This is a genomic window from Mycolicibacterium sp. P4_G11 (genome assembly GCF_056555145.1).
Window position 1 is genome coordinate 244,188 of sequence record NZ_JBFUJW010000012.1, and the last position, 15,042, is coordinate 259,229.

The 15,042-nt window shown below is 65.9% G+C and carries 15 protein-coding genes and 1 pseudogene; 5 read left to right on the top strand and 11 right to left on the bottom strand.

Annotation, left to right across the window (positions count from 1 at the left end; genetic code table 11):
- The first annotated feature begins 1 nt into the window (after window position 1).
- Window positions 2–391, top strand: a complete 390-nt coding sequence (nirD, locus tag AC1U2B_RS24600) for a nitrite reductase small subunit NirD (protein ID WP_133763513.1) — start codon at window positions 2–4, stop codon at window positions 389–391.
- On the opposite strand, the gene AC1U2B_RS24605 is transcribed toward nirD, so the two are convergent.
- The 8 genes from AC1U2B_RS24605 to AC1U2B_RS24640 form a co-directional block, all read right to left on the bottom strand.
- The gene (locus AC1U2B_RS24605) at window positions 388–1,206 is read right to left on the bottom strand and encodes a hypothetical protein (RefSeq protein WP_480218834.1); all 819 of its coding nucleotides are present in this window, start codon (window positions 1,204–1,206) and stop codon (window positions 388–390) included. The genes nirD and AC1U2B_RS24605 overlap by 4 nt on opposite strands.
- Before the next feature lie 12 nt (window positions 1,207–1,218).
- On the bottom strand, window positions 1,219–1,902 hold the full coding sequence (locus AC1U2B_RS24610) for a sirohydrochlorin chelatase (RefSeq protein ID WP_480218835.1): 684 nt from the start codon (window positions 1,900–1,902) through the stop codon (window positions 1,219–1,221).
- Window positions 1,899–3,047 carry a uroporphyrinogen-III synthase gene (locus tag AC1U2B_RS24615; protein WP_480218836.1) on the bottom strand — a complete coding sequence of 383 codons (1,149 nt, stop codon included), beginning with the start codon at window positions 3,045–3,047 and terminating at the stop codon, window positions 1,899–1,901. Before AC1U2B_RS24615 ends, AC1U2B_RS24610 begins: the two co-directional genes overlap by 4 nt.
- 135 nt (window positions 3,048–3,182) lie before the next feature.
- Entirely contained in the window at window positions 3,183–3,749 is a 567-nt protein-coding gene (locus AC1U2B_RS24620) for a GNAT family N-acetyltransferase (protein ID WP_043403072.1), read from the bottom strand.
- A 49-nt stretch (window positions 3,750–3,798) separates the two neighbouring features.
- On the bottom strand, window positions 3,799–4,692 hold the full coding sequence (locus AC1U2B_RS24625; protein WP_418003863.1) for a 5-oxoprolinase/urea amidolyase family protein: 894 nt from the start codon (window positions 4,690–4,692) through the stop codon (window positions 3,799–3,801).
- Window positions 4,693–4,702: 10 nt separating this feature from the next.
- Complete coding sequence (locus AC1U2B_RS24630; protein ID WP_480218837.1) at window positions 4,703–5,365, bottom strand: 5-oxoprolinase subunit B family protein; 663 nt, start codon at window positions 5,363–5,365, stop codon at window positions 4,703–4,705.
- 74 nt (window positions 5,366–5,439) lie between these two features.
- Window positions 5,440–6,123 (bottom strand): queuosine precursor transporter, encoded by a 684-nt coding sequence (locus AC1U2B_RS24635; protein WP_480218858.1) that lies wholly within the window; start codon window positions 6,121–6,123, stop codon window positions 5,440–5,442.
- 67 nt (window positions 6,124–6,190) lie between these two features.
- Complete coding sequence (locus AC1U2B_RS24640) at window positions 6,191–7,180, bottom strand: ABC transporter substrate-binding protein (protein ID WP_480218838.1); 990 nt, start codon at window positions 7,178–7,180, stop codon at window positions 6,191–6,193.
- Between the two features lie 580 nt (window positions 7,181–7,760).
- Between AC1U2B_RS24640 and AC1U2B_RS24645 the strand changes: the two genes are divergently transcribed.
- Entirely contained in the window at window positions 7,761–8,339 is a 579-nt protein-coding gene (locus AC1U2B_RS24645; RefSeq protein ID WP_480218839.1) for a hypothetical protein, read from the top strand.
- Between the two features lie 163 nt (window positions 8,340–8,502).
- Window positions 8,503–8,919: a DUF732 domain-containing protein gene (locus AC1U2B_RS24650; RefSeq protein ID WP_480218840.1), complete on the top strand. Its 417-nt coding sequence runs from the start codon at window positions 8,503–8,505 to the stop codon at window positions 8,917–8,919.
- Between the two features lie 13 nt (window positions 8,920–8,932).
- On the opposite strand, the gene AC1U2B_RS24655 is transcribed toward AC1U2B_RS24650, so the two are convergent.
- Window positions 8,933–9,991: a patatin-like phospholipase family protein gene (locus tag AC1U2B_RS24655; protein ID WP_480218841.1), complete on the bottom strand. Its 1,059-nt coding sequence runs from the start codon at window positions 9,989–9,991 to the stop codon at window positions 8,933–8,935.
- Window positions 9,992–10,307: 316 nt separating this feature from the next.
- Between AC1U2B_RS24655 and AC1U2B_RS24660 the strand changes: the two are divergent.
- Together AC1U2B_RS24660 and AC1U2B_RS24665 are read left to right on the top strand one after the other, a co-directional pair.
- A pseudogene (locus AC1U2B_RS24660) lies at window positions 10,308–11,063 on the top strand (L,D-transpeptidase); the annotation flags it as partial.
- Window positions 11,064–11,224: 161 nt separating this feature from the next.
- Window positions 11,225–11,449: a hypothetical protein gene (locus AC1U2B_RS24665; protein ID WP_480218842.1), complete on the top strand. Its 225-nt coding sequence runs from the start codon at window positions 11,225–11,227 to the stop codon at window positions 11,447–11,449.
- Window positions 11,450–12,004: 555 nt separating this feature from the next.
- Here the strand turns inward: AC1U2B_RS24665 and AC1U2B_RS24670 are convergent.
- Together AC1U2B_RS24670 and AC1U2B_RS24675 are read right to left on the bottom strand one after the other, a co-directional pair.
- Window positions 12,005–14,899 carry an MMPL/RND family transporter gene (locus AC1U2B_RS24670; RefSeq protein WP_480218843.1) on the bottom strand — a complete coding sequence of 965 codons (2,895 nt, stop codon included), beginning with the start codon at window positions 14,897–14,899 and terminating at the stop codon, window positions 12,005–12,007.
- Window positions 14,896–15,042: MmpS family transport accessory protein (locus AC1U2B_RS24675; protein WP_480218684.1), on the bottom strand; the 147-nt coding region annotated here is incomplete at its 5' end. The genes AC1U2B_RS24670 and AC1U2B_RS24675, both read right to left, overlap by 4 nt.

Here is a 15,042-nt window from a genome sequence, read left to right on the forward strand (position 1 = left end):
GATGACTCTCAACGACCTTTCCGAAGTTGCCCAGTACCAGGACCGTTCGGAGTGGACCGCGGTGTGCTCCTACCACCGGTTGGTGCCCGGACGAGGTGCCGGTGTGCTGCTGCCCGACGGCACCCAGGCGGCGCTGTTCCGCCTGCACGACGGCTCGCTGTATGCGGTCGGCAACATCGACCCGTTCTCCGGCGCGGCAGTGATGTCGCGGGGGCTCGTCGGCGACCGCGCCGGCCGGGCCTGCGTGCAGAGCCCCATCAAGAAGCAGGCCTTCGCCCTGGATGACGGTGTCTGCCTTGATGATCCCTCGGTGAGCCTGCCCGTCTACCCCATCCGGGTCTGGGCCGGGCTGGTAGAGATCGGTCCGCTGGGAGTCGACGTAGCGGCCTAGTCCCGGCGCGTGCAGCTGTTGTCCTCGATGGTCTGCACCACCCAGTACGCCGTGAACTCCATGATCAGAGCGATCTCCGCGATCAACACCGCGTGGTTGAAGCCGTCCAGCGTCTGATGCAGCACCACCGTGGTCAGCAAGGTGCCGGCCATCAACAGTGAGATCGTCTGGTAGGCAACGCGGTACCGATGCCCGCATTCCGGCGCGGCTCCGAAGGCCGAGCTGAACACCGTCAGCACGATGGCGCCGAACATCGCCGCGGCGGCGATGCCGTGGGCGTTGACCCGGAACCAGTCCGGAGCCGCGATCAGCACCACGACGCCGGTCCCGAGTACCGCGCGCTGCAGCCATACCGCGGCGGTACCGAGAAGGGTGTTGGGCCGGGTGGGCCGGAACAGCAACCATGATGCGACGCGCGAGCCGGCGAGCACCACCGTGACCGTCCAGGCGTTGAACAGCACTGCCGCCCCTGTTTGCACGGCTACGGGATCAGTTGTGCCGCACTGTAGTACGGGCCGGGTGGTGGGGACGACGGCGATCACGAAGGCCAGCACCCCGGCCAGATTCAGCAGTGTGTTCTCGGTGTCGCTGGCGCCCTGGTACACGATGAGCATGGCGCCGATCGCGAACAGCGCGCCGATGAAGACGGCATGTGCGGTGGTGAAATAGTAGGCACTGATCGAGGTCTGCCAGCACGTGGCATTCCCGCGCTCGACGGCCAACGCCGCACCCAGCAGGACAGCCATGACGACCATGCCGCCGCGAAGGAACCGGTAGGTGTCCAGCGCTACGTCGTTGCCCGACCGCTTGGCCATGCCTCCAGTATGTCAGGCGGCGATCGACAGGCGGGCTGTCCGGAAGCGGTGCGCAACCAGCTTGGCGACGCCCGGGTGCCGGCCCAGTGGGTCGGTCACCACGTCGGCCCCGCACGTGTACAGCCGGTCCTGAAAGAGGCCGTCGGCCAACAGGTATGACGCCACGGCCACCCGCTCGGCGCCACGCTTGCGCAGCCGGGTCACCACGTCACCGACCCAGTGCGTGCCACTGATCGCGAACGCGAGCTCGACGCGGCTGCCCAGTGTCGCCGACAGCATGGCGCAGGTTCGGCGCAGGTCGCTGGCGGCGCGCGGGTCAGTGGTCCCGGCAGCGGCCAGCACCACGGAATCCGATGGACGCCAGCCTGATTCGATCAGCCGGTCGGCCAGTACCCGGACCATCGCGGTCGAGGGGCCGAGTGCCGGCGTCACAGTGACGTCCAGATGGCCGCTCGCGGCAATCCCTTCCGGGATGTCCTTGTGGACGTGGTACCCCGAAGACAAGAAGGCCGGAACGACGACGGCCGGGCCGTAGGGCAGCCCCGACAGCACTTCGGCCGGTGTGGGGCCGAGGACGTCGACGAACGCGGTGTGCACCCGGCGGTCCAGCAGTCCGCTTACCCGCTCGGCCAGATCGCCGATCATCGCGACACCCGAGCCTTTGCGAGTGCCGTGGGCGACCAGGACGGGGTTCACAGCGCACCTGCCGCGTAGTCGTCGACCGCCAGCCGGTAGCCGCGCTTCACCACAGTTGCGACGATTTCCTTGTCGCCCAAGGTGGTTCGCAGGCGCAGCACCGCAGTCTCGACGGCGTGCGTATCCGTACCGCTGCCCGGCAGCGCGGCCAGCAGTTCCTGCCGCGACACCACCGCGCCAGGCCGCAGCGCCAGCACGCGGACGATGGCCATCCCGGCAGGCGACAGGTCCCGGACCACACCGTCGACGACGACACAGGTACCGCGGATCTCCAGGTCGTGCCCGGCGGCTCGCAGCTTCCGGGCCTGCAGCACCGGCAGCTCGTCGGCGATGTGCCGGGCCAGCGCGCCCAGACGCATCCGCTCGGGCGCGAAGGTCGGTACACCCAGCCGGGCCAGCGGTCGGGCCGTCACCGGGCCGACGCACATGGCGCGCACCTGGGTCCGAAACGCTTCCAGGACTTGCTCATTGACGCCGAGTTCGGTCGCGCGCATCAGGGTCGCCGCAACCGCGGGGGCCGAGGTGAAGCTGACGGCGTCGAGCCGGCGCTCGGCGATGTCGTTGACCAACGAGTCGAACGGCCCACCGGGCGGCACGGGTTGCCACCGGTAAACCCTGATCGGGACGACGTCGGCGCCGGCGCGGCGCAGTTCCCCGAGAAATTCGGGGAAGGGGTCCCAGTCGTCGGTGGCGCCATGCAGCTGGACGGCGATCCGTAGGCCTGAGATGCCGCCCTGCAACAGGTAACCGAGTACCTCGCGGGACGACTCGGACTCGGGTGACCATTCCTCGGGCAGCCCCGCGGCGCGGAGCGCACCGGTGGCCTTGGGGCCGCGGGAGACGATCCGCGCGCGGCTGAGGGCTTCGGTCAGTTCGCCGGACACTCCCCAGTCGTCGGCGGCGGACATCCAGCCACGGAACCCGATGCCGGTGGTCGCGATCAGCACGTCGGGTGGCACCTCGAGCAGCGATCGGGTGTTGTTGCGCAGTTCGTCGTCGTCGGGCAGCGGCACCATGGCAATGGCAGGCGCGGCGATCACCGTCGCGCCACGGCGGCGCAGCAGGGTACACAGCTCATCGGAACGGCGTGCGGCGGTCACCGCCACCCGGAATCCGGTGAGCGGGGCCCGATCGGGATCACTCATGTGTCTAGTGAACGTAACGTGTGTTTCCGGCCGGTTACCCAACCATTGCTCAGCGGTGTCACTCGTGATCGATTGATGAAGTTGTCCTCACAATCGATATTGACCTGGTGTTTTCCCGGTCAAAACCTCACAGCGCTACCAAACGTCGCCGTCGCGCCAGTCGCAGGTGATGTCAGCGGTGGTGTCGACCTCGACCGAGACCGGCAGGACGAACAACGAGTGATCGTCCTCGGGCGTGCGGTTGACCCCGGCCGGAGCCAGCACCGAGGTCGTGCCGCGCCACGGCTGCCAGCCGCGCGCGGTGTAGATCGGGCGCCCCGCGTCCGAGGAGCTGAGCGCCCCGATCTCGTAGGCGCCGCGAATCACCTGCTCGACGGCGTCCAGGACCGCGCCGGCCAGCCCCTGGCCGCGCCAGTCCTCGCGGACGGCAACGGCTTCGACGTACCCGCATCGCAGTGCGGTGTTGCGATAGATGAGGCGGCGCTGCACGACCGCGCCGTGCGCGATGATCGCGCCGTGGTGGCAGATCAGCGCGTGCATACCGCCCAGTGAGTGCTCCCAGTCGGCGTCGGAGAAATCGCCGTCGTAGGCGTCGATGACCATCTGCCGTGCGCCATCGCGGGTCTCGGCATCGAGATCAGCGGTGTGGACCAGGCGCGCCGTGTGAACGTTGTGTACGCGGGAGAGATCCGTGGGGTGCACCCCCTCGTTCTACCAGGATTGCGCAGCCCGCGCTGGTGCCTGCGGGGGTTCAGCCGCCGAACGGGTGACGTGGCCTGGACCAGTGCATCCGCACGTGCTGGCCGGGCCGGATCTGCCCCACCTTGTCGATGTCGTGGTCGGCGACCACGCCGATCACGGGGTACCCGCCGGTGACCGGATGGTCGGGACCGAGGATCACCGGCAAACCGTTGGGCGGCACCTGAATTGCTCCCCGCGTCGCCCCCTCGCTGGAGAGCTGGCGGTCCGGCCAACGGTGCTGTAGCGGCCGGCCGTTCAACCGCATCCCGACCCGGTCGCTGCGGTCGGTGACCACCCACTCCGTGTGCACCAGGGCGTCCGGGTCGACGAACCAATCGTCGCGCGGACCGGGGACCACCAACAGCTCGAGCAGGTCCTCGGCGATGGCGGCCACGGGTGCCTGATCCAGTTCCGGGAACTCCGCGGTGTGTTCACCGATGGTCAGTACGTCACCGGCCTGCAGGGGCCGCGGGCCGATGGCCGACATGACGTCGTAGCTGCACGATCCGAGCACCGGGTCCACCACGAAGCCGCCGCGGACCGCGACATAACTGCGCAGGCCGGTGTGCGGCGCACCCAGGGAGATGACGTCTCCGTCGTGCGCGTAGTGGATGCTGTTGGTGCCGAAGAGCTTTCCGTTGGCCGATGGATCGGCGTCGGCGCCCGTGACTGCGACCGCGACGCCCTCCTTGCCGCCACCGTGGACCCTGGCGGAAAAGCCGCCGAATGTCACCTCGATGGTGGCCCGGTCGTTCGGGTTGGCCACCAGCCGGTTGGCCAGCGTGTGCGAGCGGCGGTCGGCGGCGCCCGAACGGCTCACGCCCATGTGGGCCAGTCCGGGACGGCCCAGGTCCTCGACCAGCGCGAGCGGACCGGTCTTGAGAATTTCGAGTGTTGCGGTCATCGCTGTTCCCCTAACCGATCGCCCGGAATTGCACGCACATGCCCGGAATCAGCAACGCCGGCTGCTCCCGCTCGATGTCCCACAACCTTGCGTCGGTACGGCCGATCAACTGCCAGCCACCCGGGGTCTCCCGTGGGTACACCCCGCCGAACTCGCCGGCGAGGGCCACCGACCCGGCGGGCACGCGGGTTCGCGGCTCGCTGCGTCGCGGCACCTGGAGTCGCTCGTCGCCACCCACCAGATAGGCGAAGCCCGGTGTGAAGCCGCCGAACGCGACCCGCCACAGGGATCCGGTGTGGGCGGCGATCACCTCGTTCGGAGCCAGCCCGGTCAGCGTGGAGACCTCGTCGAGGTCCATGCCGTCGTACACGACGTCGATGATCACGTCGGGCTCCTGCGAGGCGCTGGCCTCGGTGTTGTCGGAGGCTTCGAGGTGCAGCTTGGACAGCCGCTGCCCGGTGGGAATCTGATATCGCGGCGCGGCGAGTTTGATCAGAATCGTCCGCGAAGCCGGGACGATGTCGAGCACGCCGGGCAGATGCGCAGCTCTCAGCGTGTCGGTCCACGCCAACACCTCGGCGGTGCTGTTCAATTCCAGGAGCAAGGCCTGGTCGCCGTAGTTACGGACGGTGCCGAGCATTGCTGCGTTCACCTTCTCTACTGTGACGGTCATCACTCGAAGCTACTCGCGAGTAGATGCCATTTCTGCATTCTTTAGCGCCTCGCCAGAGGAGCCTTAGCGATCACTCAGACGGCAAAGTCGTACGTCGGTTCGCGGCGCTTGATGTAGTTGATCACGCGGTAGGTCACCGGCAGGAAGAGAACCTCGACGGCGGTCTTGTACAGCCAGCCCTGGCCGGTGTAGATGGCGAAGTCGTGGAAGGTGCTGATGCCGATGGCGTTGGCGGCGATGGCGCAGAACACCAGGGTGTCACCGAGCTGCCCGGCGAAGGTCGAGCCGACCAGCCGCGCCCACAGGTGCTTCTCCTTGGTGCGTTCCTTGATGGCCACCACGACCCACGCGTTGATGGTCTGTCCGACGATGAACCCGGCCAGACCCGCGATGATCAGCTGCGTGTAGGAGTGCACGACGTTCTCGAAGTGCGCCTGGTTCGGGTAGAAGTCGGCGGCCGGCAGGTAGATGGTCGCCCAGAATGTCAGGGCCGCAAGGATATTCATCGCGAAGCCGAGATAGATCGCTCGCCGCGTGGCCTTGAATCCGTACACCTCCGACAGCACGTCGCCGATGATGTAGGTGAGCGGGAAGACGATGAAGCCGCCGTCGGTGATGATCGGCCCGAATGCCACGCCCTTGGTGGCGGTGACGTTGGAGATGATCACCAGGGCCGTGAACACCGCGATCAGGATCGGATAGTAGACCGATCCGACCTGCGCGAAGCGGGCGTGCTGTTCGGGGCGCTCGGTGCCGATCACGCCGATCATCTTGGCAGGCGGGACGGCGGGTGCAACCCGGAGCCGGGTTCGGGCCCGGATCGGGTCAGGCCAGCGCCGCGGTCAGCAGGGGCGGCAGCTGATCGGCCACGGCCGGATAGGACAGCACCGAGGCGAACGCGATCGCCGCGGACAGGTCCTTGTTGGGGAAGACGATCCGGTTGGCTTTGGCCTGGCTCAGCTGCGCGACCGTCGGGTCGGCCAGCACCGCGGGTCGCTGGTCGTCAGCGTCGAGAGTCCAGATCAGCACGTCCGCGCCGCGGAACGCGCCGGCCATCTGGTCGCGGGGCACGAAGGCGTGTTGTCCCTTGGTGAAGGAGTCCAGCCCGTCCGGGATGGCGATCCCCAGCTCGCCGAGGAACTCGGTGCGCCACCCCGTCGGTGTGATCTCGACTCCGTCCGCGGTGGGCAGACCGTTGACGATCAACATCTTTCGGCCGCTGAGTCTCGGGTTCGCCTTACCCGCGCCGGCGAACTTCGCGTCGACGCCGTCGATGAGCTTCTTCATGTCGTCGGCCTTGAAGACTGCCTGTCCGATGACGGTGGCCTGGTCTTTCCATGGTTCGAAGAAGGCGTCCTGGCCCGATTGGGCGACGGTCGGTGCGATGGCCGACAGCTTCTTGTAGGTGTCGGCATCCAGCCCGGCGTTGGTGGCGATGATGAGGTCGGGCTTCAGGGCGGAGATCTTGTCCACTTGGATGCCGTCGTTGAGGTTCAGGACGGCCGGCTGTGCCGGACCCAGCGCGGGCTGGGCCCACGGCCACACCGCGAACGGTTGGTTTCCGAACCACTCGGTCACGGCGATCGGGACCACGCCGATCGCCAGCAGTTCGTCCTGCCCGGTGAGGCCGGCGCACACCACGTTCTTCGGCGGTGCCGGAATCCGGGTGGATCCGAATGCGTGATTGATGGTGACCGACCCGTCGCCGGCAACGGTGCCCGAGGCCGGCGGCTTGGTGCATGCGGCGACTGCCACGGCACCGGCGGCACCGGCGGCCAGTGCCAGGAAGCTGCGGCGCGAGCGGTTTGGGTGCACGTCGGTGAGTCTTTCACCTGCCCCGGGGAACGGCAGCGGTAACACGCGCACGGGGTCGGTACCGGCCGGGTGCCTCGAACTGCGGCACCAGACGCTCGCGGCCCGTTGACCTAGTTTGCCCACAACGTAAATATCGATGGCGCGCCGGCATCGAGGCGATTGGAATCGCGCAGCATACCTTGGGTATGTACTTCTTTGGATTATTAGCTGTGCGCCAGAGTGTCGTTCGTCGACCGGCGGCCGCTAGCTACGCGCTTGCCTGGGGCAGCGATTATTAAATTGCTGGTAAATACCGGTGTGTGGCCGGCGTTTCCGGTGGGTCGCATGGTCCGTGCGTTACCTGTGAGTCGATTGGTGTTGTTAGCGGAAACTGCGTGATGTCAGTCGTTTGACGTATCGTCGGGCACCCCGTCACCGTGCTGTAATTGGGATGAACGTCGTTCTTTGACGGACAAGATGGATTTGCTGGGAGGCGGCTATGGCGATGGATTCTGGCGGACTGAGCGTCCCGCGTCGACATAGCCGGACCGAGCCCGCGGCCGTACGCCAGGGGCCCGCCTCGAAGCGACCGGAGCGGGTCGTGACCCGGCATCTTCCCGAGTTGCTCGTTGGTCTGCGGTGGATGTACGACACCGCGCAACCGGACGGAGCTGTGGTGAGTGCGGGCGGCCAGGTCGTGCGGTCCGGCCGGCGGACCTTGCGGTTCCGTCCGCAGGACTGGCAGGGGCATGCGGTGATCGAAATCGTCGGTCCCGCCGCCGCCGGAGATCCGTCGCCGCGAGCCGAATTGGAGGCGTACGTCCAGGCTCTCGATGACATGGGCGAAGAAGTGGTGGCCAGCTGGATCGGGCGCAGAGGCCAGGTGCGGAGCATTGCGTTGGCCCGTCCGGTGCATCCGACGCTGCGCGCCGCCGTTGATCGCTACGTGGCCGGCTGCTCCGAGCATCCCGGCCAGCAGTGCGCGTGCGGCCGGCGGGCCCGTGACTGCAGCGTGTCGCTGCGCGCGGTTGAGCGGGCCGTCGGCCGTCACCAAGTAGAGTTCGACGCGCTGGCTGGGCCGTGGCCCGATGCGCTGGACCCGTCGGGAGAACTGAGTGTGATCGCCGCGGGAGTGGTGCCTCAACTCGCCCAACACATGGTGACCGGCAGCGCCGTCTGACCGTTTCGCCGGTATCACGCCGATAAGTCGGGAAAGTTTCATTTCCCGTTCGGTTATCGCTATGCCCGAATGATCTTTATTATTCCGTTACGGACACCGCGGGGGCGGTGCCGGAATTAATTGACGGAAGCGTCTTATATGGCGGTCGGGAGGTGTTGTTGCGATGACTGCGCGAGTGATTACCGGCCGGCTGCTGGTGGCCCTGGCAGTTGCTGGTCTCGGCGTTTCTGCCCCCGCATTGGCTGATGTCGGAACGGGCCAGATGGCGGCCTGCGCCGAACGGGGCAACCCGCTCGACTGCGTGCCGACGAATGCCGCGGCCAACGCGGCCGAGGTCGCCTATCTCACCGAGCTGCACGGCCGGCTGAAGAGCAGCGACGCCGACCTGCTCAAGACCGGCCGTCTGACCTGCAACATGTTCGTGTACGCGGGTCAGCCGACGGGCGATGCGGTGAACAACATTTCCAATTCGTTGAAGGTGAACAAGGCCTCCGCGACTTTCGTGATGGATATGGCGATGGTGCATTTGTGCCCCGGCCTCAACATCGGTCCCGACGGAGTGCCGCGCCCCCGCTTTTAGGGCGGGAGGGTATTCACGCCGAACCCGCGTGAAAGCGATGTAGGTAAGTGGGCCAGTCCCAGGTATTCAGGAATTCCTTTGCGGCGGCGTAGCCGTTGTCGTAAAGACGCTTCCGATCCGCCGGGGAAATGTCGAAATTCAGGTATCCGATACCCGCGGCATCGACGACGATCGTGCGCGCCGCGACCGATGGCTGTCGCAGATAAGTCTGGTCATGTCCGAGTAGTGCGGTGTTGATGAGGTTCTCCAAGAGCCGCGGTGCACCGGGTAGATCGACCACCGGTGCCAGCCCTGGGCCCGGATCGCCGTCGCCCTGGGCGGCACGCTGGGCCGTGACGGTGATGCCGAAGCTGGGCCAGCGCGGCACCTTCCCGTCGGTGCGATCGAGCGAATACATCGGGAAGTTCGACAGCAGACCACCGTCGATGAGGGTCGACGTCGTGCCCGAGGCGCCGGTGATCGTCACCGGACGAAAGAAGAACGGGATGGCCATCGACGCGCTGACCGCGTCGGCGACGGACTGCTCGTCGGGATCGAGGCCGTACATCCTTCGGTAGTCCCAGGGCAGCCGGACCAGCGTGCCGCGGGTGATGTCGGCGACGGTGACGACCAGGCGGTAGCGCTGCTCGGGCGGCAGCTCGCGGTCATCGAGTGCCAGATCGCCGAAGGTCCGGACCCCCAGATTGCGCAGCTCGCCGTCGACCCAGTCGTGGATGGCGTCGCCCCGGTACATCCCCTGGCCGCGGAAGGCGGTCCAGTACTTGCCCAGCACCGGGATTCGGCTGGTGCCAACGGGATCCAGGAACTTGCGGTAGGGCAGGGACATCGCCAGCTCGTGGAGTTGGTCTCCGCTGAGCTGACAGCCGGCCGGCTGACGACGATTCGCGGCGGCGATGACAGCGCCCACCAGAGAGCCGGCGGACGTCCCGGAGACCCGGCCTACGCGATAGCCGGCGTCACCGAGGGCGACGACGGAGCCGACCAATCCGATCGCCTTGACGCCACCGCCCGACAGCACCAGATCGGCGGTCTTGACCGGGACCGCAGGGGAATCGTCGGGCCTGTGCACCATTGGTCACGATGCTAGGTGAACGACTGCGGTTTGCCTTGGACTGCAACGGCTTGTGACGGCGATGCGGCGCTGGTTGCGGGTGTGGCGGGCGTTACACGGGCACTCAGCCGATTCTTAGGCGCAGACTAAGCCGCCCTCAGTACGCATCCCTAATGTTGCTGGCACATCGAAGATTTCACCGGAGAGGGGGTGGCGAATGGAGCATCGGTACTGTGACCGCATGTTGGCGGCACGCGCATTTGTAATGGCAATGTCCATGGTCCTTCTCGTCCCCACCGCGGTGGCATCCGCAGACGACGACGTACCACCTCCCGGCCCTGCGGGGCCGCCGCCGGTCTCGTTCTCCATGACCTCCGGGGCGCCGATTCGAGACGGCGCGACCTACGGCATCGGAACGGTGATCGTCGCGCACTTCGCCGGTCCGGTCGATGAGGCTGCGGCCGCTCGGGACCTCGTGGTGACCGCGAACCCGCCGGTGGCCGGGTCCTGGCACTGGGTCAACAACACCACCGCGCACTGGCGCCCGCCGCAGTACTGGGCGCCGGGCACCGTGGTGTCGGTGGCCGGGGGCCCGACGTTCACCATCGGCGCTTCCCATGTGTCGATCGCCGACGACGCGACCAAGAAGGTCAACGTGTACGACGGCGGCGCGCTGGTGAAGACCATGCCGACCTCCATGGGGCGCGGCGGCACCGAAACCGTCAACGGCAAGACCCTGAGTTTCTGGACCCAGCCGGGTGTTTACACGGTGCTCGACAAGAGCAATCCGGTGATCATGGATTCGTCGACGTACGGGCTGCCGATCAACAACCACCTTGGATACAAGGAGACCATCCCGTACGCCGTGCGCGTCAGCACTGACGGTGTGTACCTGCATCAGCTCGACGCCACGGTGTGGGCGCAGGGCAACACCAACACCAGTCACGGGTGCTTGAACCTGAACCACGACAACGCGCAGTGGTTCTACAACTTCTCGGTGCCCGGCGACGTGGTCGAGGTGCGGAACACGGGCGGCAAGCCATTGCAGCTGTGGCAGAACGGCGACTGGAGTGTGCCATGGGACCAGTGGTGATAACGATGCGGTCAATGTTGAATTGCGGTCGCGTCGATGTGACGCACACCACAAAGCATTAGGTACACTGGGCAGTGTCACGGCAAAAGTCCTAGTCACGACCGGTACTTAGCCGATAAAATTAGATAGCTGAAATTAACAGTTTGAGGTCAGGAGTGGTCGTGGGAGCAGTAGCGCATTTGCCGAACCAGTTCGAGTCGGCACAGCCGCCGGCGGCGGACGCATCGTTGATGGACTTGTTGACGACGTGTTCGGGCATCATCGAGTCGACCTTCGCCGACCGCATCCGTGAGCTCGGTGGCACGGAAGCCGAAGTTCACCAGATGTCGTCTTCGGCGGCCTACGCGGTGTTCGCCTGGTCCACCGGCCGCGGCTTCGGCGCCTGATTCGGTAGACCGGTAGCGTCCGCGCCGATGTTCGGTGCGCGCTGCCTCCGGTAGCCCACCCGGCCTGGCCGGCCCCGTCATTCCATCCGTACACACGCTGGTGCCCGCCTCGTGCGACAACCCTGTCGCAGCGAGGCGGGCATTTTGCATTTCCGGGGCAGGGTACGGCGCTCAGGTCCCACGACTGGGCCCAAGCGTTCGCCGCAACAATGTGGACGACGGAGTGCGTGTGTTCAATCGTGATGGCAATCTGCCGCCGGTGATTGAACCCAGGGACCTCTGACGTCCTGAGAAGGTCCGTGGGTTCAATGGGGATGACTGCCAGTGCCTCGTGATTGAAACTACGTAGCTCCCCGCGCATGGGACGGGCCGCATGTGCTCTGTACGCGACTCGCAAATCCCGTGCAGCAGTTGAGATTGCGCTCACGCAGGGAGAGCTCGAGTGGCCGTCTGCGTAGACGCACGAGCAACCTTCGCGCCACTCTCATTTAGCGCACCAAAAAGAACGCCGCGCTGAGACGGGCAGTCTCAGCGCGGCGTTTTCGGTACGACGGGTCAGACGGTCGCGTCGACCTTCTTGTCGGGGGTCGGCCAGGGCACCGGCACCGGACGCTGACGCACGATCTGCGGCCACCAGAACCACTTGCCCATGAGGGCCGCGATCGACGGCATCATGAACGACCGGACGACCAGGGTGTCGAACAACAGGCCCAGGCCGATCGTGGTGCCCACCTGGCCGATGATGCGTAGCTCGCTGATGATCATCGACGACATGGTGAAGGCGAAGACCAGGCCCGCGTTGGTGACCACCGAGCCCGTGCTGCCCATGGCCCGGATGATGCCGGTGTTGAGGCCGGCATGGATCTCTTCCTTGAACCGGGCCGCCAGCAGCAGGTTGTAGTCCGCGCCCACGGCCAACAGGATGATCACCGACATCGGTATCACCATCCAGTGCAGCGGTAGGCCGATCAGGTACTGCCAGATGAGAATCGACATACCCAGCGACGCGCCCAGCGAGATCGCCACCGTCGCCACGATCACCGAGGCGGCCACCACCGCTCGCGTGATGATCAGCATGATGACGAAAATCAGTGCGAGAGCTGAGATTCCGGCGATCATCAGATCGTAGTCAGAGCCTTCGGCCATGTCGCGGAAGGTCGCCGCACTGCCGGCCAGGTAGACCTTGGAGCCCTCCAGTGGGGTGCCCTTGATCGCCTCCTTGGCGGCCTGCTTGATGGCATCGATGTGCGAGATGCCTTCGGGGGTAAGCGGATTGCCCTCGTGCTGGATGATGAACCGCACCGACTTGCCGTCCGGCGAGATGAAGTTCTTCATGCCGCGCTTGAAATCGGCGCTGTCGAAGGCCTCCGGCGGCAGGTAGAACGAGTCGTCGTTCTTGGACTTGTCGAAGGCCTCACCCATGGCGCTGGAGTTCTTCTGGCCCTCGGCCTGCTGATCCAGCTGTCCCTTCTGGGTGGCGTACATCATCTGCATGTACTTCTTCATGTTCTTCATGGTCTCGATCTGCGGGGGCATGACCGTGACCATCTGCTTCGTCAGCGCGGACATCTTGTCCATGTCGGGGATGACGGTCTGGAAGTCGTCCGTCATGGTGTCGATGCCGTCGAGAGTGTCGAAGACCGAACGCATGGACCAGCAGACCGGGATGTCGTAGCAGTGCGGTTCCCAGTAGAGGTAGTTGCGGATCGGCCGGAAGAAGTCGTCGAAATCGGAGATGTGGTTGCGCAGATCCTCGATGTCGGCCAGCATGCCGTGCATCTTGCCGACCATGCTGTCCATGACGGTTGACATCTGAACCGTGATGGCTTGCATCTTGGTCATGGTGTCGATGCTCACCTGGATGTCAGCCACCTGCTTGAGCATGTTGGCCATCATGTCCTGCTGGTACTTCTGGTTCATCACCTGCGTGGTGCTCTGCATACCCAGCTGGAACGGGATGGTCGAGTGCTGGATGGGCGTGCCCTCGGGCCGGGTGATGGCCTGCACCTGAGCGATACCAGGAACGGCCACAACGGCTTTCGCGATCTTGTTGATCACCAGGAAGTCCGACGGGTTGCGCAGGTCGTGGTCGGTCTGGACCAGCAGCAGGTCGGGATTCATGCGAGCCGGGGAGAAGTGCCGGTTGGCGGCCGCGTAACCCTCGTTGGACGTGAGATCCGCAGGCATGTACTGACGGTCGTCGTAGCTCGTCTTGTAACCGGGGATGGCCACCAGGCCGACCAACGCCACCGCGATCGTCGCGACCAGGATCGGACCCGGCCAGCGGGTGATCGCGGCGCCGATCTTGCGCCAGCCCCGCACCCGCATCTCGCGCTTGGGTTCCAGCGTCTTGCCGAACTTGGTGACCACGGTGATGAGGGCCGGGCCGAGGGACAGTGCGGCGAGCACCACGGTGACCATGCCGATGGCCAGTGGGATGCCCAGCGTCTGGAAGTACGGCAGTCGGGTGAAGTGCAGGCAGTATGTCGCGCCGGCGATCGTCAGACCCGAACCGAGGATCACGTGCGCGGTGCCGTGATACATGTCGTAGTAGGCGTCCTCTTTGGACATCCCCGCGGTGCGCGCCTCTTGGTACCGGCCGATCAGGAAGATCGCGTAGTCGGTCGCCGCCGCGATGGCCAGCATCGGCAGCAGGTTGGTGGCGAAGGTCGACAGGCCGATGACGTTGTAGAAGCCGAGTACGGCGACCAGGCCGCGCGCCGCGCCCACCAGCACCATGACGATGAACAGCTCGATCAGCACGGTGATGAACGACCGGTACACCAGCAGCAGCATCACGATGATGACCGCGAATGACACGGCCTCCATGACCTTCAGGCTGCGATCGCCGGCGACGTTCATATCGGAGGCCTGGGCGGCCGCGCCGGTGACATAGCTCTTCACGCCCGGCGGAGCGGGGACGCCCTTGAGGATCTTGTCGACGGTCTCGACGGACTCGTTGGCCAGCGATTCGCCCTGGTTACCGCGCAGATAGACCTGCACGTAGGCGGACTTGCCGTCCGCGCTCTGGGAGCCGGACGCGGTCAGCGGGTCGCTCCAGAAGTCCTGGACGTGCTCGACGTGCGCGGTGTCGGCCTGGAGCTTGGCGACGATCTGGTCGTAGTACGCGTGTGCGGCGGCATCCAGCGGTTCTTGGCCTTCGAGCACCACCATGGCCGAGCTGTCGGATTCGAACTCCTTGAAGTCGGAGCCGACCTGCTTCATCGCGATCATCGACGGCGCGTCGTGCGGTGACATCGAGACCGACCGCATCTTGCCGACCTCGTCCAGCCCCGGAACGATCGTGCTCAGCACCACCACGATGCCGATCCAGGCGAGGATGACGGGGATCGCGAGCGTCCGGATCAGGCGGGGGATCAGCGGCCGGTGCGGCGGTTGCTCGGCCTTGGGGAACGAGTCGGTCGGGGTATCGAGGCTGTGGTTGCTCATGCAGATTTCACCAGGCAGAAGGTCTGGGCGTGCACGCCCGTGGAGGTGCGGGTGTCTTTGAGTTCGTCGTCGACGTGGACGGTGCAGGTGATGGAGTCACCGTCGCCTTGGGCGACGATGTTGGGCGACGCTGCCGGTGCGGT

Excerpts from the sequence above, each read along its gene's own strand:
- AC1U2B_RS24605 (WP_480218834.1), bottom strand. The coding sequence starts at position 1,206 with ATGGCCAAGCGGTCGGGCAACGACGTAGCGCTGGACACCTACCGGTTC.
- nirD (WP_133763513.1), top strand. The coding sequence starts at position 2 with ATGACTCTCAACGACCTTTCCGAAGTTGCCCAGTACCAGGACCGTTCG.
- AC1U2B_RS24650 (WP_480218840.1), top strand. The coding sequence starts at position 8,503 with ATGACTGCGCGAGTGATTACCGGCCGGCTGCTGGTGGCCCTGGCAGTT.
- AC1U2B_RS24615 (WP_480218836.1), bottom strand. The coding sequence starts at position 3,047 with ATGAGTGATCCCGATCGGGCCCCGCTCACCGGATTCCGGGTGGCGGTG.
- AC1U2B_RS24655 (WP_480218841.1), bottom strand. The coding sequence starts at position 9,991 with ATGGTGCACAGGCCCGACGATTCCCCTGCGGTCCCGGTCAAGACCGCC.
- AC1U2B_RS24670 (WP_480218843.1), bottom strand. The coding sequence starts at position 14,899 with ATGAGCAACCACAGCCTCGATACCCCGACCGACTCGTTCCCCAAGGCC.
- AC1U2B_RS24630 (WP_480218837.1), bottom strand. The coding sequence starts at position 5,365 with ATGACCGTCACAGTAGAGAAGGTGAACGCAGCAATGCTCGGCACCGTC.
- AC1U2B_RS24625 (WP_418003863.1), bottom strand. The coding sequence starts at position 4,692 with ATGACCGCAACACTCGAAATTCTCAAGACCGGTCCGCTCGCGCTGGTC.